At 72.6% G+C, this 20,850-nt stretch carries 20 protein-coding genes and 1 riboswitch; of the genes, 16 read left to right on the top strand and 4 right to left on the bottom strand.

The features are described from left to right. The first annotated feature begins 78 nt into the window (after window positions 1–78). The 4 genes from ASC60_RS35845 to ASC60_RS35860 all read left to right on the top strand — a co-directional run bounded on the left by ASC60_RS35845 (window position 79) and on the right by ASC60_RS35860 (window position 4,843). Complete coding sequence (locus tag ASC60_RS35845; protein ID WP_055557905.1) at window positions 79–1,551, top strand: amino acid permease; 1,473 nt, start codon at window positions 79–81, stop codon at window positions 1,549–1,551. A gap of 10 nt (window positions 1,552–1,561) precedes the next feature. After that, window positions 1,562–2,017, top strand: coding sequence for an Lrp/AsnC family transcriptional regulator (locus ASC60_RS35850; RefSeq protein WP_009713600.1), 456 nt, complete (start codon window positions 1,562–1,564; stop codon window positions 2,015–2,017). Between the two features lie 259 nt (window positions 2,018–2,276). Then, window positions 2,277–3,074: a carbon-nitrogen hydrolase family protein gene (locus ASC60_RS35855; protein WP_055557906.1), complete on the top strand. Its 798-nt coding sequence runs from the start codon at window positions 2,277–2,279 to the stop codon at window positions 3,072–3,074. 59 nt (window positions 3,075–3,133) lie between these two features. Next, complete coding sequence (locus tag ASC60_RS35860) at window positions 3,134–4,843, top strand: NAD(P)/FAD-dependent oxidoreductase (protein WP_055557907.1); 1,710 nt, start codon at window positions 3,134–3,136, stop codon at window positions 4,841–4,843. A 7-nt stretch (window positions 4,844–4,850) separates the two neighbouring features. Here the strand turns inward: ASC60_RS35860 and ASC60_RS35865 are convergent, their stop codons facing one another. From ASC60_RS35865 to ASC60_RS35870, 3 genes are all read right to left on the bottom strand, one after another. Next, on the bottom strand, window positions 4,851–5,552 hold the full coding sequence (locus tag ASC60_RS35865; RefSeq protein WP_055557908.1) for a DUF5995 family protein: 702 nt from the start codon (window positions 5,550–5,552) through the stop codon (window positions 4,851–4,853). 74 nt (window positions 5,553–5,626) lie between these two features. Continuing rightward, on the bottom strand, window positions 5,627–5,752 hold the full coding sequence (locus ASC60_RS43835) for a hypothetical protein (RefSeq protein WP_267892853.1): 126 nt from the start codon (window positions 5,750–5,752) through the stop codon (window positions 5,627–5,629). 80 nt (window positions 5,753–5,832) lie between these two features. Then, complete coding sequence (locus ASC60_RS35870; protein ID WP_055557909.1) at window positions 5,833–7,218, bottom strand: uracil-xanthine permease family protein; 1,386 nt, start codon at window positions 7,216–7,218, stop codon at window positions 5,833–5,835. Window positions 7,219–7,407: 189 nt separating this feature from the next. On the opposite strand from ASC60_RS35870, the gene ASC60_RS35875 reads away from it, so the two are divergent. After that, window positions 7,408–8,883 carry a VCBS repeat-containing protein gene (locus ASC60_RS35875; protein WP_055557923.1) on the top strand — a complete coding sequence of 492 codons (1,476 nt, stop codon included), beginning with the start codon at window positions 7,408–7,410 and terminating at the stop codon, window positions 8,881–8,883. A 19-nt stretch (window positions 8,884–8,902) separates the two neighbouring features. On the opposite strand, the gene ASC60_RS35880 is transcribed toward ASC60_RS35875, so the two are convergent. After that, window positions 8,903–10,129, bottom strand: a complete 1,227-nt coding sequence (locus tag ASC60_RS35880) for an MFS transporter (protein WP_055557910.1) — start codon at window positions 10,127–10,129, stop codon at window positions 8,903–8,905. 157 nt (window positions 10,130–10,286) lie between these two features. Here ASC60_RS35880 and ASC60_RS35885 point away from each other — a divergent pair, with 157 nt between their 5' ends. From ASC60_RS35885 to ASC60_RS35935, 11 genes are all read left to right on the top strand, one after another. Then, window positions 10,287–11,591 (top strand): alginate lyase family protein, encoded by a 1,305-nt coding sequence (locus tag ASC60_RS35885; RefSeq protein ID WP_055557911.1) that lies wholly within the window; start codon window positions 10,287–10,289, stop codon window positions 11,589–11,591. Window positions 11,592–11,729: 138 nt separating this feature from the next. Then, a riboswitch (FMN riboswitch) is annotated at window positions 11,730–11,860 on the top strand. 203 nt (window positions 11,861–12,063) lie between these two features. Further along, complete coding sequence (gene ribD, locus ASC60_RS35890; protein ID WP_055557912.1) at window positions 12,064–13,161, top strand: bifunctional diaminohydroxyphosphoribosylaminopyrimidine deaminase/5-amino-6-(5-phosphoribosylamino)uracil reductase RibD; 1,098 nt, start codon at window positions 12,064–12,066, stop codon at window positions 13,159–13,161. A gap of 1 nt (window position 13,162) precedes the next feature. Then, window positions 13,163–13,801, top strand: a complete 639-nt coding sequence (locus ASC60_RS35895; protein WP_055557913.1) for a riboflavin synthase — start codon at window positions 13,163–13,165, stop codon at window positions 13,799–13,801. Next, window positions 13,798–14,475 (top strand): nicotinamide mononucleotide transporter family protein, encoded by a 678-nt coding sequence (locus ASC60_RS35900; protein ID WP_055557914.1) that lies wholly within the window; start codon window positions 13,798–13,800, stop codon window positions 14,473–14,475. Before ASC60_RS35895 ends, ASC60_RS35900 begins: the two co-directional genes overlap by 4 nt. Then, window positions 14,472–15,818 carry a bifunctional 3,4-dihydroxy-2-butanone-4-phosphate synthase/GTP cyclohydrolase II gene (locus tag ASC60_RS35905; RefSeq protein WP_234357277.1) on the top strand — a complete coding sequence of 449 codons (1,347 nt, stop codon included), beginning with the start codon at window positions 14,472–14,474 and terminating at the stop codon, window positions 15,816–15,818. The genes ASC60_RS35900 and ASC60_RS35905 overlap by 4 nt, the downstream gene beginning before the upstream one ends. Before the next feature lie 51 nt (window positions 15,819–15,869). After that, the gene (gene ribH, locus ASC60_RS35910) at window positions 15,870–16,349 is read left to right on the top strand and encodes a 6,7-dimethyl-8-ribityllumazine synthase (protein ID WP_055557915.1); all 480 of its coding nucleotides are present in this window, start codon (window positions 15,870–15,872) and stop codon (window positions 16,347–16,349) included. Between the two features lie 43 nt (window positions 16,350–16,392). Next, window positions 16,393–16,677, top strand: coding sequence for a phosphoribosyl-ATP diphosphatase (locus tag ASC60_RS35915; RefSeq protein ID WP_009713585.1), 285 nt, complete (start codon window positions 16,393–16,395; stop codon window positions 16,675–16,677). A gap of 48 nt (window positions 16,678–16,725) precedes the next feature. Next, complete coding sequence (hisG, locus tag ASC60_RS35920; protein ID WP_055557916.1) at window positions 16,726–17,574, top strand: ATP phosphoribosyltransferase; 849 nt, start codon at window positions 16,726–16,728, stop codon at window positions 17,572–17,574. A 58-nt stretch (window positions 17,575–17,632) separates the two neighbouring features. Next, window positions 17,633–18,088, top strand: a complete 456-nt coding sequence (locus tag ASC60_RS35925; protein ID WP_055557917.1) for a PH domain-containing protein — start codon at window positions 17,633–17,635, stop codon at window positions 18,086–18,088. 198 nt (window positions 18,089–18,286) lie between these two features. Continuing rightward, entirely contained in the window at window positions 18,287–19,714 is a 1,428-nt protein-coding gene (locus ASC60_RS35930; RefSeq protein WP_055557918.1) for a hemolysin family protein, read from the top strand. Next, window positions 19,711–20,844 (top strand): hemolysin family protein, encoded by a 1,134-nt coding sequence (locus ASC60_RS35935; RefSeq protein ID WP_055557919.1) that lies wholly within the window; start codon window positions 19,711–19,713, stop codon window positions 20,842–20,844. Before ASC60_RS35930 ends, ASC60_RS35935 begins: the two co-directional genes overlap by 4 nt. Window positions 20,845–20,850: the final 6 nt, after the last annotated feature.

Raw genomic sequence — 20,850 nt, forward strand, 5'->3', positions numbered from 1 at the left:
ACCGGGCATCCCTATGCCCGCGTTCGGTCGCCACCACCAGTCACCCAAGCCGATGGCAGCGATTAAGGAGCCACCCACGTGTTGGAGCACGGCGCAGCCCCTCCCACCGCCCAGCGACCGGAGGGCAAGCCTCCGGCCGGCGGGCTCGGCGCCCGGCTGATGCGGCGCAAACCGGTGGAGCGGCTGGTCGCCGAGGGCGGCCAGGGTGAGGGCGGGAGCCTGCGGCGCTCCATGGGCGTCTGGCAGCTGACCATGATCAGCATCGGCGCGACGCTGGGCACCGGCATCTTCGTCGTCCTCGGCGAGGCGGTGCCGGACGCGGGCCCCGCGGTGATCGTGTCCTTCGTCATAGCCGGGCTGACCGCGCTGTTCTCCGCGCTGTCGTACGCGGAGCTGGCGGGCACCATCCCGGTCTCCGGGTCCTCGTACTCGTACGCCTACGCCACCATGGGCGAGCTGGTCGCCTGGGTGTGCGGCTGGTGCCTGATCCTGGAGTACGGCGTCTCGGTCGCGGCCGTCGCCGTCGGCTGGGGCCAGTACCTCAACGAGCTGCTGGACGGCACCCTCGGCGTCACCATCCCCGACGCGCTGGCCGCCCCGCCCGGCGACGGCGGCGTCTTCAACCTGCCCGCGCTGCTCGTGGTGCTGCTGGCCATGGCCTTCCTGCTGGGCGGCGCCAAGGAGAGCGCCCGGGCCAACGCGATCATGGTCGGGGTGAAGATCGCCGCGCTGATCCTGTTCTGCGGCGTCGCCTTCACCGGCATCCGGGCCGGGAACTACACGCCGTTCATGCCGCTGGGCATGGCGGGCGTCAGCGCCGCCGGGGCCACCCTCTTCTTCTCCTACATCGGCTTCGACGCCGCCTCCACCGCCGGTGAGGAGGCCAAGAACCCGCAGCGCGACCTGCCCCGCGCGATCATGCTCTCCCTCGTCATCGTGACCGCGCTGTACTGCCTGGTCGCGGCGGTCGCGGTGGGCGCCCTGCCGTGGAAGAAGTTCGCGAGCACCGAGGCCGCGCTCGCCGGGATCATGCAGGACGTCACCGGCCAGAACTTCTGGGCCGTCGTGCTGGCGGCCGGCGCGGTCGTCGCGATCGCCTCCGTGGTGCTGACCGTGCTCTACGGCCAGACCCGCATCCTCTTCGCGATGTCCCGCGACGGGCTGGCGCCCCCGGTCTTCTCCAAGGTCCACCCCACGACCGGGGTGCCGCGCGCCAACACCGTCCTGGTCTCCCTCTTCTGCGGCGTCCTGGCCGCCGCGATCCCGCTCGGCCAGCTAGCCGACGCCACCAGCATCGGCACGCTCTTCGCGTTCGCGCTGGTCAACATCGCCGTGATCGTGCTGCGCCGGACCCGGCCCGAGATGAAGCGGACCTTCCGGGTGCCGCTGTCGCCGCTCTTCCCGCTCATCGGCTTCGGGCTGTGCCTGTGGATGATGAACAGTCTGGAGTTGGTGACCTGGGTGGTCTTCGGCGTCTGGATGGCCATCGGGCTTGTGCTGTACTTCGCATACGGCATGCGCCGATCCCGACTGGCCACAGCAGAGAAGTGACTCCCCCGCAGTGCGACTGAACGACCTCGACGAACGCATCGTCCACGCCCTCGCCGAAGACGCCCGCCGCTCCTACGCCGACATCGGCGAACTGGTCGGCCTGTCCGCCCCCGCCGTCAAACGGCGGGTGGACCGGCTGCGGGCCGACGGCGCCATCACCGGCTTCACCGTACGGGTGGACCCGGCGGCGCTGGGCTGGGAGACCGAGGGGTTCGTCGAGCTGTACTGCCGTCACAACACCTCGCCCGACGACATCCGCCGGGGCCTGTCGCGCTACCCCGAGGTGGCGTCCGCGTCGACCGTCACCGGCGACGCGGACGCCGTCGTGCAGGTCTTCGCCGCCGACATGCGCCACTTCGAGCGAGTGCTGGAGCGGATAGCGGGCGAACCGTTCGTGGAGCGCACCAAGTCGGTGCTGGTGCTGTCGCCGCTGCTGCGCCGCTACACCTCGGGCGCCCCGACGTAGGGGGTGTCTTGTGGATCATGCTGGGCTCCCGCTGATCCGGCCTGATCCGGCCTGATCCGGCCTGATCCACAAGACACCCCTAAGTCCCCCGGCCCCGGGACGGCACCTCGCCGCCCCGGGGCCTTCGCGCAACGAATCGCCGCATCGCGCCGAGAACGCGTAACGGATCCGCGGGGAGCGCGCAACGATCGCGGCTTGTCGGCCGTTCTCGGCGCAACGTACCGTTTTCTGCGTACATCCCGTCTCCCCAGAGGTCTCCATGCCGCCGCTGCGCACCGCCCTGCTCCAGAGCTCCGGCCACCCCGGCGACCCCGCCCGTAACCTCAAGGCCCTCGACGCCGCCGCCGGGCGCGCCGCCGCGGACGGGGCCGGGCTGCTGGTCACGTCCGAGATGTTCCTCACGGGCTACGCCATCGGCGACGGAGTGCACCGGATGGCCGAGCCCGCCGACGGGCCCGCCGGAGCGGCCGTGGCCGAGATCGCCGCCGACCACGGCGTCGCCGTCCTCTACGGCTACCCGGAGCGCGCCGGTGCGGCCGTCCACAACTCCGCCCGTCTGGTCGGCCCCGACGGCACCCCGCTCGCCAACTACCGCAAGACCCACCTCTTCGGCTGCTTCGAGAACCACTGGTTCACCCCCGGCGACACCGCGGTCGTCCAGGCCGAGCTGGGCGGCCTGACCATCGGCATCATGATCTGCTACGACGTGGAATTCCCGGAGAACGTCCGGGCCCACGCCCTGGCCGGGACCGATCTGCTGCTGGTGCCCACCGGGCAGATGCACCCCTTCCAGTTCGTCGCCGAATCCCTCGTCCCGGTACGGGCCTTCGAGAGCCAGATGTACATCGCGTACGTCAACCGCATCGGCCCCGAGGGCGAGTTCGACTTCATCGGGCTGAGCTGCCTGGCCGGGCCCGACGGCACCATGCGCGCCCGGGGCGGACGCTCCGAGGAACTGGTCCTCGGCGACGCCGACCCCAGGCTGCTGGCCGCCTCGCGCCGGATCAACCCCTACCTGCGCGACCGCCGCCCCGGGCTGTACCACTCCCTCGGCTGACCCCGGACCCCCTCCCCCCTCGCCCCCACCCCGCTCGATCCGCAAGGAGTCCGTACCCGATGACGTCCACGGTGCCCACCGCCGTCCACGACGAGCACGAGTCCGAGCACGCCGCCACCCTCCCGCCCGTCACCATGTTCGGCCCGGACTTCCCGTACGCCTACGACGACTTCCTCGCCCACCCCGCGGGGATCGGCCAGATACCGGCGACCGAGCACGGCAGCGAGGTCGCGGTCATCGGTGGCGGACTGTCCGGCATCGTGACCGCGTACGAGCTGATGAAGATGGGCCTGCGGCCGGTCGTCTACGAGGCCGACCGGATCGGCGGGCGGCTGCGCACCGTCGGGTTCGAGGGCTGCGACGGGGAACTGACCGCCGAGATGGGCGCGATGCGCTTCCCGCCCTCCTCCACCGCGCTCCAGCACTACATCGACCTGGTGGGGCTGAAGACCCGGCCGTTCCCCAACCCGCTGGCCCCGGACACCCCCTCCACCGTCGTCGACCTCAAGGGCGAGTCCCACTACGCCCGCACCATCGACGACCTGCCGCAGGTGTACCGCGAGGTCGCGGACGCCTGGAACGCCTGCCTGGAGGAGGGCGCCGACTTCTCCGACATGAACCGCGCCATCCGCGAGCGCGACGTCCCGCGCATCCGCGAGATCTGGGCGCGGCTCGTGGAGAAGCTCGACAACCAGACGTTCTACGGCTTCCTCTGCGACTCCCCGGCCTTCAGGTCCTTCCGGCACCGGGAGATCTTCGGGCAGGTCGGATTCGGCACCGGCGGCTGGGACACCGACTTCCCCAACTCCATCCTGGAGATCCTCCGCGTCGTCTACACCGAGGCCGACGACCACCACCGCGGCATCGTCGGCGGCAGCCAGCAGCTTCCGCTGCGGCTGTGGGAGCGCGAACCGCGGAAGATCGTCCACTGGGCGCCGGGCACCTCGCTGTCCTCCCTGCACGACGGCTCCCCGCGCCCGGCCGTGACCCGGCTGCACCGCGCCGCGGGCGACCGGATCGTGGTGACGGACGCGAGCGGCGACATCCGCTCGTACCAGGCGGTCGTCTTCACCGCGCAGTCCTGGATGCTGCTCTCCAAGATCGACTGCGATGACTCGCTCTTCCCGATCGACCACTGGACGGCGATCGAGCGCACCCACTACATGGAGTCCAGCAAGCTCTTCGTCCCCGTGGACCGGCCCTTCTGGCTGGACCAGGACGAGGAGACGGGCCGGGACACGATGAGCATGACCCTCACCGACCGGATGACCCGCGGTACGTACCTCCTGGACAACGGCCCGGACCGGCCCGCGGTCATCTGCCTCTCGTACACCTGGTGCGACGACAGCCTCAAATGGCTGCCGCTGTCCGCCAACGAGCGGATGGAGGTCATGCTGAAGTCGCTGTCGGAGATCTATCCCAAGGTCGACATCCGCAAGCACATCATCGGCAGCCCGGTCACGGTGTCCTGGGAGAACGAGCCGTACTTCATGGGCGCCTTCAAGGCCAACCTGCCCGGCCACTACCGCTACCAGCGGCGGCTGTTCACCCACTTCATGCAGGACCGGCTGCCCGCCGGACAGCGCGGCGTCTTCCTCGCCGGGGACGACATCTCCTGGACCGCCGGCTGGGCCGAGGGCGCCGTCCAGACCGCGCTCAACGCCGTGTGGGGCGTGATGCACCGCTTCGGCGGCGCCACCGACCCGCACAACCCGGGCCCGGGCGACGTGTACGACGAGATCGCGCCCGTCGAACTCCCCGAGGACTAAAGGGCCCTCACCCGGCGGGCGGCAGGGGAGTGAGCAGACAGCGCCCGACGAGCCCCACGCTCTTGTCGATCCGCTCCGCGAACTCCTGAACCACCTCCGGCAGGGCCCGCAGCCCCCACAAGGCGCGGAACGCCGCCCACGCGGCGTCCCGCGCCGCCTCCAGGCTCCAGGAGCCGACGAGATGGGTGAGCGGATCGGCCGCCTCCAGCAGGTCCGGGCCGGGCATCAGCTCCTCCCGGATCCGCTCCTCCATCCCGGCCAGCAGCGCCCCGACCCGTTCGAAGTCGCCCTCCAGGGCGGCTGGTTCGGCGCCCCGGGCCCGGCAGGTGTCCACCAGCGCGAGCGCCAGGTCATGCCCGATGTGCGCGTTGATCCCGGACAGCGCGAACTGCACCGGGCGGACGGCGGGGTGGGCGCGCAGCTCGAACAGCGGCCGCCAGCAGGCGGGCGGCCGCCGCCCCGCCGCCCCCGCGTCGACCGCCGCCAGATAGCGGGCGGCGAACCGTACGTCCAGCTCCTCGGTGGCGGCCGCGTCCTGGAAGTAGCCGGTGCCGAGGCGGCGGCCGACCTCCTCGGTGACCGACAGATACACCCGGTTGAAGACCGCCACCCCGTCCTCGGGCGGCAGCGCCGCGCCGAGCGCGCTCATGCGCGCCACGACGCTCTGCACGGTACGCGGCGTCTCGATCCGCTGGGCGGGCATCGTCATGGGCAACAGCGTGGCAGCGCCCGCACGGGGGTGGGCGCCGGTGGGCCGTCACATCCCCCGGAAGGAGCAAGGTTTCACAGCGCGCCCGCGTCGCGGGCCGTCCACATCGTCGGATACAGCGGACGCCAGCCCCGTTCCTCGCGCAACCGCAGGTTGGAGGTGCACCCCCACCAGGTGTCGCCGTCCGTCCGCTCGGTCATGCCGCCGGGGAGCGGCGCCCCGAGGATCTGATGCGGCTCGACGGCGGTCGCCGGGGCGGGGGCCGTTCCGGGGACGGGCCCTACGGCTTGCGGTCGTCGTCGTACGTGCTGGTCCCCGCGTCCAGCAACGGCTCACGCGAGGGCTTCAGATGCTCCGGCGCCAGCGCGCGCAGCACGTGATAGCCGACGATCACCACGATCGTCCCGAGCGCGATCCCGCTCAGCTCGAAGTTGTCGCCGATCTTCAGGTTCACGCCGCCGACGCCGATGACCACGCCCGCCGCCACCGGCACCAGGTTCAGCGGGTTCCGCAGGTCCACGTCGTTGTGCACCCAGATCTGCGCGCCGAGCAGCCCGATCATGCCGTAGAGGATCACCGTGATGCCGCCCAGCACCCCGCCCGGCACGGCCGCCACGACCGCGCCGAACTTCGGGCACAGGCCGAAGAGGAGGGCGAATCCGGCGGCGGCCCAGTAGGCGGCGGTGGAGTAGACGCGGGTGGCGGCCATGACGCCGATGTTCTCGGAGTACGTGGTGGTGGCCGGGCCGCCGACCGCGGTCGACAGCACGGTCGCGGCGCCGTCCGCCGCGATCGCCGTGCCGAGCCGGTCGTCGAGCGGATCGCCGATCATCTCGCCGACGGCCTTCACATGCCCGGCGTTCTCCGCGATCAGCGCGATGACGACCGGCAGCGCGACCAATATCGCCGACCAGTGGAACTCGGGCGCGTGCAGGGACGGCAGCCCGACCCAGTCGGCCTTGGCGACGCCGGACAGATCCAGTCGCCAGTGGTCGGTGACCCGTCCGCTGCCCCCGATGGAGTGGATCTTGCCGAAGACCCGGTCGAAGACCCAGGAGACCGCGTAGCCGAAGAGGAGCCCGAGGAAGATCGCGATCCGTGACCAGAAGCCGCGCAGACACACCACGGCCGCGCCGGTGACCAGCATGGTCAGCAGCGCGGTCCACTGGTCGGCGGGCCAGTACGTCGTGGCGGTCACCGGCGCCAGGTTGAAGCCGATCAGCATGACCACCGCGCCGGTCACCACGGGCGGCATCGCCGTGTGGATGATGCGCGCCCCGAACCGCCGTACCGCGAGCCCGCTCAGCAGCAGCGCGGCGCCCACCACCAGGATCGCCCCGGTGACGGCGGCGCTGCCGCCGCCCTGCGCCCGGATCACCGCGGCCACGCCGACGAACGACAGGCTGCAGCCCAGATAGCTGGGCACCCGGCCCCGCGTCGCCAGCAGGAACAGCATGGTCGCGACCCCGGACATCATGATCGCGAGATTGGGGTCAAGGCCCATCAGAACGGGCGCGACGAAGCTGGCCCCGAACATCGCCACGACATGCTGCGCGCCCAGGCCCGCCGTCCTCGGCCACGACAGCCGCTCATCCGGCCGGACGACGGCGCCCGGGGCCGGGGTGCGCCCGTCGCCGTGCAGGGTCCAGCGCATGCCGAGGCCCATGACTGCTCCACTTCGTTTCCGCATACAGGGGAGATCCGCGTGACAGGGGGATCGGAGCAATGTTAGTTGGCCGAAATCGCACCGCCCGGCCCTCGCTCGGGTCCGTGACCCGGCGGTTGGCCGACAACTGGGCAACAGACCTTTCACCGCACTGGAGTTCGCGCCGTACGGGGTGTGAAGGTGGCGCGCATGGCATCTCGATCCATCTCCCACGCCCTCGCCGCCTGCGCCGTCTGCCTGGTCCTCGCCCCGCTCACCGGATGCGGCCCGGACGGCGGTGAACCGTCCTCCGCCAAGGGCGGGACCCCGGCCGCCGGGCAGCCCGGCGCGCCCACCGAGAGCCGGGCGCCGTCCCGGGGGAAGGGCTCGAAGGACCCGGACGACCTCAACGGGGACGGCCACCGTGATCTCGTGGTGCCCCTCTTCGCCAAGCCCGGCCAGGACCCCGCCGAGGGCACCGACGAACGGGTCGGCGTGGTCTACGGCTCGGCGAAGGGCCTCGACCCCGTGACCCGCACCGTCCTGGGCCGCCGCGACCTGGGCCTGCCGGGCCCGCCGGCGAATCTCCCGGCCGGAGCCGTCGGACGCGACTCCGTCTCCGCCGAGGACGTGGTCACCGCCGATCTGGACGGCGACGGCTTCGCGGACGTCGTCACGACCACGCCGTCGGGGGAGGACACGGAGGACCGGAACATCGTCGCCTCGCCGTCCACCCCGTACGTCATGTGGGGCGGCCCCGACGGCCCGCGGAAGGGCGCCGAGGTGACCCGGCTACGGCTGCCGAAGAGCGCGTCGAAGCTGGGCGTGACCTCGGTGGTGCGCGGCGACTTCGACGGCGACGGCCACCACGACCTCGCGGGGCTCGCCCAGAACCAGTCCTCCACGGTGGTGCTGTACGGCCCGTTCACCCGCTCCGGAGAGCCGAAGCGCACCGACACCGCCCTGCCGTACACGGACGGGGACCTGGCCGCGGACGCCATCGACCCGTCCGGCAAGGCCCGCGCGACCTCCCTGCTGGTCCACGGCGTCAGCGACGGCGAGCAGTCCGGCAACACCCTCTACCCGGCCCGCCGCGGCACCGGCCTGTCCGCCGAGGGCAGGAAGCTGCGCGGCGGGAACGCCCACGCCTTCGGGGACTTCGACGGCGACGGACAGCGCGATGTGGCCGTCGGGGACGACGGCGGCCGCAACGACGAGCCCGGCGAGGGGACGGAACCGGAGGACGTCGACGGAAAGCTGACCGTGTACCCGGGCAGCGGCGGCGCACCGGTCGCGCACGAACTGCCCCAGGCGCCCAAGGGCGCGCGCACCGACTACGGCCCCGGCGGTTTCGCGGCCGCCGACCCGGACGGCGACGGCCGCGACGGCGTCCTGGTCGCCACGTACGAGGGCGCCACGCTCATCGACGGAGACCGGCGCACCCCGGTCACGCGGCAGGGGCCCGCGAAGGCCGGCGGCGAGAAGACGCCCAAGAAGTGGCGGCACGCCCGGCCCGCGGGGGCCGCCGACTTCGACGGCGACGGCAAGGACGAGCTGATCCTCAACTGGGGGTCCGGCCCCCTGTTCGGCCTCTACGGCGAGCAGCCCACCCACTGGTGGATCACCGACGGAGCCGGCTCCCGGGACAAGACGTCCTTCACGACCACGAAGTTCGTGACCGGATAAGCCCCGCCGGGCCCCTGGCCTAGGACGACGCCGTATCCGGGGCGCGGTCCGCCCGGCCGGGCGCGGGGGCGCCGCCCGGGGCCGCGGCGGCGGATCCGCGCAGCACTCCGGCCCCGGCCACCAGCCCCAGCGCCAGCGCCGTGACCAGGCCGAACGAGGCGGTCAGCGAGGTCATGTCGGCGATCGAGCCGATCGCCGCCGGGGCGACCAGACCCGAGGTGTACGTGATCGTCGCGACGCCCGCGATCGCCTGGCTCGGTGCCGGGCCGCTGCGCCCGGCGGCGGCGAAGGCGAGGGGGACGACGACCGCGATACCCAGGCCGATGAGGCCGAAACCGGCGATCGCGGCCACCGGGCCCGTGGCCGTGACCACCAGCACCCCGCCGAGTGTGGCCAGCACGCCGCCCGCCCGTACGGTCCGCACCGGGCCGATCCGCCCCACCACCGCGTCACCGGCGAACCGGGCCGCGGCCATCGCGCAGGAGAAGGTCGTGGTGCAGGCGGCGGCGACGCCGGGGGAGGAGCCCAGCACCTCCCGCAGATAGACCGCCGACCAGTCCAGGCTCGCGCCCTCGGCGAAGACCGCGCAGAACCCCACCGCGCCGATGACCAGCGCCGAGCGGGGCGGCAGGGCGAAGCGGGGCGGCGGATGCCCGTCGGGTGCGCCGCGCAGGTCGAGGACCCACCGGCACGCGCCGGTGCCCAGCAGCGTGAGCACCGCGGCGGCGATCCCGAGGTGCACCCGGGCATCGGTGTCCGCGTGGGCGGCCACCGTGCCCGCCGCCGAGCCGAGCAGCGCGCCCGCGCTCCACATGCCGTGCAGCCCGGACATGATCGACCGGCCGAGCCGTTCCTCGATCTCCACGCCGAGGGCGTTCATGGCGACATCGGCCATCCCGGCGCTCGCCCCGTAGACGAAGAGCGCCCCGCACAGCCACACCAGGCCGGGGGAGAGCGGGGGCAGGACCAGGGACAGGCACCACAGGGCGATCAGCCCGCGCAGCGCGGCGCGGGGCCCGAAGCGGTGGCTGATCGCCCCGGCCAGCGGCATCGCACAGGAGGCGCCGATGGCGGGGAAGGCGAGGGCGATCCCGAGCTGACCGGCGCTGATGCCCAACTGCTCCTGCACCCAGGGGATACGGGTGGCGAAGTTGCCGGTGACCGCGCCGTGGACCGCGAACACCGTGGCGACGGCCAGGCGGGCGCGGCGTACGGCACGCGGGGACGGTTCCATGCCGCCGTTCATCGACGCTCATCGCTGCTCATGTCCGTACTCTGCGCATGCCCGGCGGCCCGGCTCAAGGCTATTTCAGCACGATCTCTTGTCGTGGTCATGGCCCGTCTCTACTCTGACGTCCAATCTCGATACTGAATATCGTTCAGCTATCTGATTGGAGTGCTCGATGGTTGCGACTCCGGCGGAGCGCGGGAGCTCCCCTCGCGCGATCGTCGCCCTCGCCGTGCTGCTCGCCCTCCTGACGGCCCTCCCGGCGCCGTCCGCCCATGGGGCCGAGCGCGGCCGATGGGCGGGGCGGGTGCCGGACACGGTGGTGCTCGACGGCTCCAGGCTGGCGCTGACCAAGCTGAAACTCCAGCTAGGGGACCGGGGGCTGAAGCGGACCCTGCGCGATCTGACCACCCAGGCCGACCAGTGGATGACCCAGGGGCCGTGGACCGTCACCGACAAGGACCAGGTGCCGCCCAGCGGTGACAAGCACGACTACTTCAGCCAGGCCCCGTACTGGTGGCCGAGCAGGCCCAGGACCGACGACAATCCGTATGGCTGCCCCTATGTTCAGAAGGATGGCCAACGGAATCCCGATGTGGACAAGATGACGGACCGTCCCGAGGCCGGGAAGGTCTTCGAATCCGCCTACGAGCTGTCCCTCGCCTGGTACTACACCGGCAAGCGCGGCTACGCCGAGCACGCCGCCGACATCCTGCGCACCTGGTTCGTCACCCCGGCGACCCGGATGAACCCCAGCCTGAACCACGCCCAGTTCATCCCCTGCGCGTACGACGGCCGCTCCATCGGCATCATCGACTTCTCCCAGGGCTTCACCAGCCTCCTGGACGCCGCCGCCATCCTCGACACCGGCGCCCCGGGCTGGACCAAGGGCGACCACGCGGGCTTCCGCACCTGGAACAAGCAGTTCCTGGACTGGCTGGTGAACAGCGACTTCGGCAAGGAGGAGAGCGCCGCCGGGAACAACCACGGCACCTTCTCCGACATGCAGGTCGCCGCCCTCGCCGCCGCCGTGGGCGACCGGGACCTCGCCCGCACGGTGCTGCGCGAGGCCCGGACCAAGCGCGTCGACACCCAGATCGCGGCCGACGGCAGCCAGCCCCAGGAACTCGCCCGCACCCGCAGCTTCCACTACTCCACGTTCAACCTCGTCGCCTGCACCCGGATGGCGGCCGTGGGGCGGCACGTCGGCGTCGACCTGTGGCACTACACCGGCCCCACCGGGTCGAACCTGTTCAAGGCCGTCGACTTCCTGCTGCCCGCCGCCACCGGGGCGAAGCCCTGGCCGTACCCCGACCTGGAGTTCAGGGCGTACGCCGCGAGCGACCTGGTGCACGCGGCGGCCGACGCGGGCGACCGCCGGGCCCGCGCGGCCCTCGGCAAGCTCCAGATCCCGCCCGGCGGCGACCTGTGGCCGCTGCGCCCCGCGGTGGAACAGCTCGACAGCATCGCGCAGGGCTAGCCAGGGGCTGGCCAAGGGCTGGCCAGGGGCGGGGTGGGGGAGGGGCGCCCGGGCGCCGGGCCGGGTGAGCCAGCCCACACCGGCCCCACCTCCACCTGCGCTGATTGCCGTGGCACACTGGCCTCGTACCAGTGACGTCAGCGCACTCCGGGGTCGGTGAAAATCCGAACCGGCGGTTACAGTCCGCGACCCGTCCGCCGCCAGCGGCCGGTTGACCAGGTGAAATTCCTGGACCGACGGTGAAAGTCCGGATGGGAGGCAGTGCGCGGCGGTAGCGACATCACCGGTGCGCCGTCATCGTGGCGGCCGCGCTCCCCGCGCGGGCCGTACGCGGCGATCCCGGCGCCCCGGCGGCGGCGTTCCCGCTCCAGTGTCGTTCCGACAGCCCCGGAGTCCGTGCCCGAAGAGGCAGGAGGACCCGGTGGCCCCCGCAGCCGGAGCAGCGGCAACCGCAGCGGCCGAAGCCCGCGCGATGCGCCGCGCCGTGGAGCTCGCCGCCCGAGGCCTCGGCCACACCAGCCCCAACCCGGTCGTCGGCTGCGTCATCCTCGACGCCGGAGGACGGCAGGCCGGCGAGGGCTGGCACCAGCGGGCCGGCGGCCCCCACGCCGAGGTGCACGCCCTGCGCGCGGCGGGGGAGCGGGCCCGCGGCGGCACCGCACTGGTCACCCTCGAACCCTGCAACCACACCGGCCGCACCGGACCCTGCGCCCGGGCGCTCATCGACGCCGGGATCGCCCGCGTCCGCTACGCGGTCGCCGACCCCACCGCCCAGGCGCGCGGCGGCGCCGCGACCCTCGCCGCGGCCGGGGTCGATGTCGCGCCCGGGCCGCTGGCCGACGAGGCGGCGGCCGTCAACGAGGCCTGGCTGACCGCGATGCGCCGCGGCCGTCCCTTCGTGCTGTGGAAGTACGCCGCCACCCTGGACGGCCGCAGCGCGGCGGCCGACGGCACCAGCCGCTGGATCACCTCCGCCCCCGCCCGCGCCGATGTGCACCGGCTGCGCGCCGAGGCGGACGCCGTGCTCGTCGGCTCCGGCACCCTGCGCGCCGACGATCCGCACCTGGCCGTACGCGACCGGGACGGCGTCACCCAGCCGCTGCGGGTCGCCGTCGACACCGACGCGACCGCCCTGAAGCGCCACGCCCGCATCCTGGACGACGCCGCGCCCACGCTGGTGGCCGTGGCCCGGGACGCCGACACCGGGCAGCTGCCGCCCGGGGCGGAAACCCTGCGGCTGCCCCGCGCGGCAGCGGGGCGCGGGCTGGACATCGCCGCGCTCCTCGCCGCCCTCCACGACCGTGGCGTGCGCTCCGTCCTGCTGGAGGGCGGGCCCACCCTGGCCGGGGCGTTCCTCGCCGCGGGCGCCGTCGACAAGGTCGTCGGCTATCTCGCCCCCGTACTGCTCGGCGCGGGCCCCGCCGCCCTCGCCGACGCCGGAATCACCACGATCGCGCGGGCGTTGCGCCTCGAGACGGCCGACGTCACCCGGCTCGGTCCCGATCTGCGCGTCACCGCCGTCCCGGCCGTCCCCACCGCACCCACCACCACCCTCGCCGAGGAGAACTGACGTGTTCACCGGAATTGTCGAAGAACTGGGTGAGATCGTCGCCGTCGAGAACCTGGGCGACGCGTCCCGCTTCCAGGTGCGCGGGCCCGTCGTCACCGAGGGCGCGCGGCACGGCGACTCGATCGCCGTCAACGGCGTCTGTCTCACCGTCGTCGACACCGGGGACGGCCGGTTCAGCGCCGATGTGATGGCCGAGACGCTCAACCGCTCCAGTCTCGGCGCGCTCACCGTCGGCTCCCGCGTCAACCTGGAGCGCCCCATGGCGCTCGGCGGGCGGCTCGGCGGCCATCTCGTCCAGGGCCATGTGGACGGCACCGGCACCCTCATCGAGCGCAAGCCGTCCGAGCACTGGGAGATCGTGAAGATCTCGCTGCCGTCCGGACTCGGCCGCTATGTGGTCGAGAAGGGCTCCATCACGGTCGACGGCATCAGCCTGACCGTCGTGGACGCGGGCCCCGACTACTTCACCGTCAGCCTCATCCCGACGACGCTCGCCCTCACCACCCTCGGCGTCAAGCAGCCCGGCGACGCGGTCAACCTCGAAGTGGACGTCCTCGCCAAATACGTCGAGCGCCTGCTCGCCCACGGCGGCACGGACCAGGGTGCCGGCCGGAGCACGGGCAAGGAAGTGATCGAATGATGTCCCTCGACTGGCTGGGCGCCGAGGCCGGGGAGATATTCGGCCAGCACATCCTGTGGTCGGACGCGATCGGCAACACCATCGGTCTGATCGCCCTCGCCCTCGGCAGCCGCCGCTCCCTGTGGACCTGGCCCGCCCAGCTCGCCTCCGGCGTCGTCCTGGTCGCCGCCTACGCCACCGCACACCTCAGCGGCGGCGTAGGCAAGCAGCTCCTGGTCATCGGCGTCGCCGCCTGGGGCTGGCGGCAGTGGCGGCGCGGCCGCCGCGACGAGGGCGGCGCGGTCGCCGTCCGCTTCGCCACCGGCCGGGAGCGCGCGGCGCTCCTCAGCGGCCTCGCGGCCGGCACGCTCGCCGTCGGCGCCCTGTTCACCGCGGTCCCCGAACTGTCCTGGAACCCCTGGCCCGACGCCTACATCTTCGTCGGCACCCTTGCCGCGATGGTCGCCCAGGCCCGCGGCCTGATCGAATTCTGGTTCGCGTGGATGCTGGTCGACGTGGTCGGCGTCCCGCTCGCCTTCAGCAGCGGACTGGCCTTCTCCGGCCTCGTCTACGTCATCTACTTCGCACTCGTCCTGTGGGGCGCGCGCGACTGGTGGCTGCGCTCCCGTACCGGGAACACCCGGATGTCCCCGAGCGCGCCCACACCCGCAATGGAAGGAGTGTCAGTGTCATGAGCGACGCCTACGCGACGACGCGGCCGCGAGCGGTGGCCGAGGACGAGGACCCCACGGGCACCTGGCCGCCCGACGAACTGGCACTGGACTCCGTCGAGCGGGCGATCGCCGACATCGCGGCGGGCCGCCCCGTCGTGGTCGTGGACGACGAGGACCGGGAGAACGAGGGCGACCTCATCGCCGCCGCCGAGACGATCACCCCCGAGATCGTCGCCTTCATGATGAACGAGTGCCGCGGACTGATCTGCGCGCCCATGGAGGCCGACGACCTCGACCGGCTGCGGCTCCCGCAGATGGTCGAGGAGAACACCGAGTCCATGCGGACCGCCTTCACCGTGAGCGTCGACGCCACCGCCGAACACGGCGTCAGCACCGGCATCTCCGCCGCCGACCGGGCCACCACCCTGCGCCTGCTGGCCGGCCAGGACACCACCCCCGGCGACTTCGTGCGCCCCGGCCACATCTTCCCGCTGCGCGCCCGCCCCGGCGGTGTGCTCGCCCGCGACGGCCACACCGAGGCCGGGGTCGACCTCGCCCGGCTGGCCGGACTGCGTCCGGCGGCCGTGATCTGCGAGATCGCGGGGGAGGACGGGGTGATGCTGCGCCTGCCCGGTCTGGTCGCCTTCGCCCACAAGCACGACCTCGCGATCATCTCCATCGCCGACCTGATCGCGTACCGCAGGGCCGCCGAGCCCGCCGTGCGGCGCGAGGCCACCACCCGGCTGCCCACCGCCTTCGGCGACTTCCAGGCGTACGGCTACCGCGCGACCGACGACGGCGTCGAGCACATCGCGCTCGTCCAGGGCGACATCGGCGACGGCGAGGACGTGCTGGTCCGGGTCCATTCCGAATGCCTGACCGGCGACGTCTTCCACTCGCTGCGCTGCGACTGCGGACCCCAGCTGCACGCCTCCCTGGAGCGGGTGACCGCCGAGGGCCGTGGCGTGGTGCTGTATCTGCGCGGCCACGAGGGGCGCGGCATCGGGCTGCTGTCCAAGCTGCGCGCGTACCAGCTCCAGGAGCTGGGCCGGGACACCCTGGACGCCAACCTGGAGCTGGGCCTGCCCGCCGACGCGCGCGACTACGCGGCGGGCGCCGAGATCCTGGCCGACCTGGGCGTGCGCTCCCTGCGGCTGATGACCAACAACCCCGAGAAGACCACCGCCCTGGTCCGCCACGGGCTGCGGGTCACCGGCCGGGAGCCGATGCCGGTCCAGGCCGGGGAGCACAATCTGCGCTATCTGCGGACCAAGCGGGACCGGATGGGGCACGACCTGCCCTGGCTGGAGGGCGACCCGCGGGCGGAGAGCCCGGAGCCCGTGTCCGCCTGCGGCAGCCAGTAGAACCACCCGCCAGTAGATCCACCCGTACGTACGAAAGACCTGAGGAGTGACGTGAGCGGTAAGGGTGCCCCCGAACTGTCCGTGGAGAACTGCGGGGACCTGCGCGTGGCCGTCATCGCCGCGCAGTGGCACGAGAAGGTGATGGACGGCCTGGTCGACGGCGCCCGGCGGGCCCTCGGCGAGCTGGGCGTCGCCCAGCACACCGTGTTGCGGGTGCCCGGCAGCTTCGAGCTGCCGGTCGTCGCCAAGGTCCTCGCGGACCGCGGCTACGACGCGGTCGTGGCGCTGGGCGTCGTGATCCGCGGCGGCACACCCCACTTCGACTACGTGTGCCAGGGCGTCACCCAGGGCCTCACCCAGGTCAGCGTGGACACCGGCGTCCCCATCGGCTTCGGCGTGCTGACCTGCGACACCGAGGAACAGGCCCTGGACCGCGCCGGAATCGCCGGTTCCAGCGAGGACAAGGGCCATGAGGCGGTCACCGCCGCCGTCGCCACCGCCGTCACCCTCAGGTCGGTCACCTCACCCTGAGGCCGGTGCCCTGCGCGAAGTTGTGCCGTCCGGCACAAGTAGGATGGCGCACACCATGTCCAAGAAGACGTTCGAGGAGCTCTTCGCCGAGCTCCAGCAGAAGGCCGCCACGGCCGACCCCGCCACCTCCCGTACCGCCGAGCTGCTGCAGTCCGGTGTGCACGCGATCGGCAAGAAGGTCGTCGAGGAGGCCGCCGAGGTGTGGATGGCCGCCGAGTACGAGAGCGACGCGGCGGCCGCCGAGGAGATCTCCCAGCTCCTCTACCACCTCCAGGTGATGATGGTCGCCAAGGGGCTCACCCTCGACGACGTCTACGCCCACCTTTAGAACCACCCCGGCTCACCACCCACCCCTCGTACGAAGGAAACATCCCTCATGCTGCGCATCGCCGTCCCCAACAAGGGTTCACTGTCCGAGCCTGCGTCGGCGATGCTCCATGAGGCGGGCTACCGGCAGCGCAAGGACCGCAGGGAACTCGTCCTGGTCGACTCCGACAACGACGTCGAGTTCTTCTTCCTGCGCCCCCGCGACATCGCCGTGTACGTCGGCTCCGGCCGCCTCGACATCGGCATCACCGGCCGTGACCTGCTGCTCGACTCCGGCTCCCAGGCCGAGGAGATCCTGCAGCTCGGCTTCGCCGGGTCGACCTTCCGCTACGCCACCCGGCCCGGCACGGCCACCGACGTGAGCGAGTTCGGCGGGATGACCGTCGCCACCTCCTTCTCCGGCCTGGTCACCAAGCACCTCGCCGACCACGGGGTGGACGCCGCCGTCGTCCACCTGGACGGCGCCGTGGAGACCGCCATCCAGCTCGGCGTCGCCGAGATCATCGCGGATGTCGTGGAGACCGGCACCACCCTGCGCAACGCCGGTCTGGACATCATCGGCGAGCCGATCCTGGAGTCCGAGGCGGTCGTGATCCGCCGCACCGGCGCCCCCTCCGACGACCCCAAGGTGCGCCAGTTCCTCCGCCGGATGCAGGGCGTCCTGGTGGCCCGGCGCTACGTGATGATGGACTACGACATCCGGGTCGACCAGGTCGAGCGGGCCGTGGCGCTCACCCCCGGCCTGGAGTCGCCCACGGTCTCCCCGCTGCACCACGAGGGCTGGGTCGCCGTCCGTTCGATGGTCCCCGCCAAGGACGCACAGCGGATCATGGACGAGCTGTACGAGCTGGGGGCGCGGGCGATCCTCACCACGGGCATCCACGCCTGCCGCCTCTGAGCCCGGCCCTTCCCCCGCCCCCTCGCACTCCGCCTCTCCCGAGAGAGACCCATCACACGTGTCCGCCGCCGCCCAGCCGCCCGCCCTCCCGGTCACCTTCCGGCCGACCCGCACCCGGGTCATCCTGCTGACCATCGGCGCCGCCCTCGTCGTCGCCCTCACGGCGGTCGGGCTGCTCCTGGAGAACCTGTCCCCGGGCGAGCAGCTCAGCTTCGTCGTCACCGGGCTGCTGTTCTTCGCGGGTCTCGCGCTGTTCAGCCGCCCCAAGGTGGTGGCCGACGAGGCCGGGGTGACCGTGGTCAACCTCATCACCACCCGTCGGCTGGAGTGGGCCGAGGTGCTGCGGGTCAATCTGCGGCCCGGCGACGCCTGGGTCTACCTGGACCTCGCCGACGGCACCAGCCTGCCCGCGATGGGCATCCAGGTGGGCATGGCCAAGGCACAGGCCATCGACGACGCCCGTACCCTGCGCGCCCTCGCGGCACACCACGGCACGGGCGGCGGCACGTCCTGACGGTGGGGGCCTGCCCGTAACCGCCCAACCTTGTTTACTCTGTTGCCGGGGCCGAACGATGCCCCGCCCCGTCTCGATCTGCCCGCGCGCCGCGCGCGCAGCCGGCGGGCCTCCCCTGCGACCCGAGGAGTGACTCCCTCCAGAGATGGACGGATCGTCCTGTAGTACCCGCGCCGCCGCTGACCTCAAGGCGGCGGCATGAGCGTCACCCTGTCTCTCCTGCTGCTCTCCGCGGCACTCGTCCTCATCCTCGCCAACGGCTTCTTCGTGGCCGCCGAATTCGGCCTGGTCACGGTCGAGCGGCCGGACGCCGAGCGGGCCGCCGAAGAAGGCGACCGGCGCGCCCGTACCGTCGTCCAGTCGCTGCGCGAGCTGTCCTTCCAGCTCTCCGGCACCCAGCTCGGCATCACCATCACCTCCCTGGTGGTCGGCATGCTCGCCGAGCCCGCGCTCGGCCATCTGCTGACCGTGCCGCTGTCCGCGGTGGGGCTGCCGCACGGCGCCGTCTCCGGCGTCGCCGTCGTCCTCGGCATGCTGGTGGCGTCCGCCGTGCAGATGGTGATCGGCGAGCTGGTGCCCAAGAACTGGGCGGTCTCCCGGCCGCTGCAGGTCGCCCGCTTCGTCGCGGGCCCGCAGTCCGCCTTCGCCCACTTCTTCCGGCCCGTCATCGCCCTGCTCAACACGGTCGCCAACCGGCTGGTGCGGGCGCTGGGCGTCGAGCCCACCGAGGAGCTGGCGTCCGCCCGTACCCCCGGTGAGCTGGTCTCGCTGGCCCGCCACTCGGCGCGGGCCGGGGCGATCGAGCAGGACACCGCGGACCTGTTCGTCCGCACCCTCTCGCTCGGCGACCTCACCGCGCAGCACGTGATGACCCCGCGGGTGCGGGTCAGCGCGCTGCAGTCCACGGCCACCGCCGTGGACGTGCTCAACCTCACCCGGGCCACCGGGCTCTCCCGGTTCCCCGTCTACCGCGACCGCCTGGACGAGGTCATCGGCATGGTCCACCTCAAGGACGCCCTCGCGGTGCCCGCGGGCGAGCGGCTGCGCACCCCCGCCGGGTCCATCGCCCAGCCCCCGCTGCTGGTCCCCGAGACGCTGCCCGTCCAGCCGCTGCTGGAGCGGCTGCGCAGCGAGCAGCCGATAGCCGTGGTCGTCGACGAATACGGCGGCACGGCCGGTGTCGTCACCCTGGAGGACATCGTCGAGGAGCTGGTCGGCGAGGTCCGCGACGAGCACGACGACGAGGCCGCCGACACGCCCGACCTGGCCCAGACCGTCGCCGAGGACGGCCGGCCCGCGTGGGACGCCGACGGCGCCTGCCGCGTCGACACCCTGCGCCGGATCGGTCTGGAGGTACCCGACGGGCCGTACGAGACGGTGGCCGGTCTGATCGCCGATCTCCTCGCCCGGATTCCCGTCCCCGGGGACACCGCCGAGCTGCCCGGCTGGAAGCTGGCCGTCCGGCAGGTCGGCCACCACCGGGCGGAGCGGGTACGGATCGTCCGGACCGGAGCGGGTACGAGTGCCGGTGCCGGGTCCGCTGTTGCCGCCCAAGCCGTAGCCCAACCCGAAGCCGAAGCCGAAGCCGAAGCCCAAGCCGTAGCCGAGAAGGAAGCTGAGCGATGAGCCTCGTCCAACTCCTCTTCGCCGCTCTTCTGGTCCTCGCCAACGGATTCTTCGTCGGCGCCGAGTTCGCCCTGGTCTCCGTGCGCCGCAGCCAGATCGAGCCACGGGCGGCCGAGGGCTCGGCGCGGGCCCGTACCGTGCTCACCGGGCTGGAGAGCCTGCCGCAGATGATGGCCGCCGCGCAGTTCGGCATCACCATCTGCTCGCTGACCCTCGGCGCGGTCGCCGAGCCGACCGTCGCCGAGCTGCTGGAACCGGTCTTCCACGTGGTGCACCTGCCCGAGGGGCTGGTCCATCCGCTCGGCTACGCCATCGCGCTCGCCGTCGTCGTCTGCCTGCACCTGGTGATCGGCGAGATGGTCCCGAAGAATCTGGCCATGGCGGCGCCCGAGAAGACCGCGCTGTGGCTCGCTCCCGGCCTCGTCGGCTTCGCCCGGCTGTGCCGTCCGGTCACCGCGCTGCTCGGCGCCTGTTCCCGGCTGGTGCTGCGACTCTTCCGGGTCGAGCCCAAGGACGAGGTGGAGGCCGTCTTCACGAGCGAGCAGCTGACCCATCTGGTCGAGGACTCCCGGCAGGCCGGGCTCCTCGACGACGGGGAGCACGAACGGCTCGCGGACGCCCTGGAGCTGGGCAGCCGCCCGGTCACCGACGTCCTCCTCGACCCGGCGGGCCTGGTCACCGTCGACCCCTCGGTCACGCCACGGCAGATCGAGGAGCTGACGGTACGGACCGGCTTCTCGCGCTTCCCGGTGCGCGGCGCCGGTGGCGCCTTCATCGGCTACGTGCACGTGAAGGACGTCCTGGACCTGGAGGCCCCCGAGGGGGCCGTCCCCCAGCGGGTCTGGCACCCGATCGAGACCCTGCGCGCCGAGCTGCCGCTGGACGACGCGCTCACCGCGATGCGGCGGGCGGCCTCGCACCTGGCGGCCGTGGCCGACGCGTCCGGCGCGGTGCTGGGGCTCGTCGCGCTGGAGGACGTGCTGGAGATGCTGGTGGGCGAGGTCCGCGACCCGTCCCACCGGGAGGACGGCGGCCGCGTCCGCCGGGCGGCCGAGCCGCGCGGCGTCACACCGGTCCAGGCCCCGGCCCCGGCCACCGAGGAGCCCGCGCCCGCGATGGTCTCCCGCTAGTGCCGC

Source organism: Streptomyces sp. NBRC 110028, from assembly GCF_001417735.1.
Lineage (GTDB): Bacteria > Actinomycetota > Actinomycetes > Streptomycetales > Streptomycetaceae > Streptomyces.

Bases quoted from the DNA above. Each gene is read 5' to 3' on its own strand.
- ASC60_RS35905 (WP_234357277.1), top strand. From the start codon at position 14,472: ATGAGCGACGCCTACGCGACGACGCGGCCGCGAGCGGTGGCCGAGGAC.
- ASC60_RS35900 (WP_055557914.1), top strand. From the start codon at position 13,798: ATGATGTCCCTCGACTGGCTGGGCGCCGAGGCCGGGGAGATATTCGGC.
- ASC60_RS35865 (WP_055557908.1), bottom strand. From the start codon at position 5,552: ATGACGATGCCCGCCCAGCGGATCGAGACGCCGCGTACCGTGCAGAGC.
- hisG (WP_055557916.1), top strand. From the start codon at position 16,726: ATGCTGCGCATCGCCGTCCCCAACAAGGGTTCACTGTCCGAGCCTGCG.
- ribD (WP_055557912.1), top strand. From the start codon at position 12,064: ATGCGCCGCGCCGTGGAGCTCGCCGCCCGAGGCCTCGGCCACACCAGC.
- ASC60_RS35870 (WP_055557909.1), bottom strand. From the start codon at position 7,218: ATGGGCCTCGGCATGCGCTGGACCCTGCACGGCGACGGGCGCACCCCG.
- ASC60_RS35915 (WP_009713585.1), top strand. From the start codon at position 16,393: ATGGCGCACACCATGTCCAAGAAGACGTTCGAGGAGCTCTTCGCCGAG.
- ASC60_RS35885 (WP_055557911.1), top strand. From the start codon at position 10,287: ATGGTTGCGACTCCGGCGGAGCGCGGGAGCTCCCCTCGCGCGATCGTC.
- ASC60_RS35855 (WP_055557906.1), top strand. From the start codon at position 2,277: ATGCCGCCGCTGCGCACCGCCCTGCTCCAGAGCTCCGGCCACCCCGGC.
- ASC60_RS43835 (WP_267892853.1), bottom strand. From the start codon at position 5,752: ATGACCGAGCGGACGGACGGCGACACCTGGTGGGGGTGCACCTCCAAC.
- ASC60_RS35935 (WP_055557919.1), top strand. From the start codon at position 19,711: ATGAGCCTCGTCCAACTCCTCTTCGCCGCTCTTCTGGTCCTCGCCAAC.
- ASC60_RS35875 (WP_055557923.1), top strand. From the start codon at position 7,408: ATGGCATCTCGATCCATCTCCCACGCCCTCGCCGCCTGCGCCGTCTGC.
- ASC60_RS35930 (WP_055557918.1), top strand. From the start codon at position 18,287: ATGAGCGTCACCCTGTCTCTCCTGCTGCTCTCCGCGGCACTCGTCCTC.
- ASC60_RS35860 (WP_055557907.1), top strand. From the start codon at position 3,134: ATGACGTCCACGGTGCCCACCGCCGTCCACGACGAGCACGAGTCCGAG.
- ASC60_RS35880 (WP_055557910.1), bottom strand. From the start codon at position 10,129: ATGAACGGCGGCATGGAACCGTCCCCGCGTGCCGTACGCCGCGCCCGC.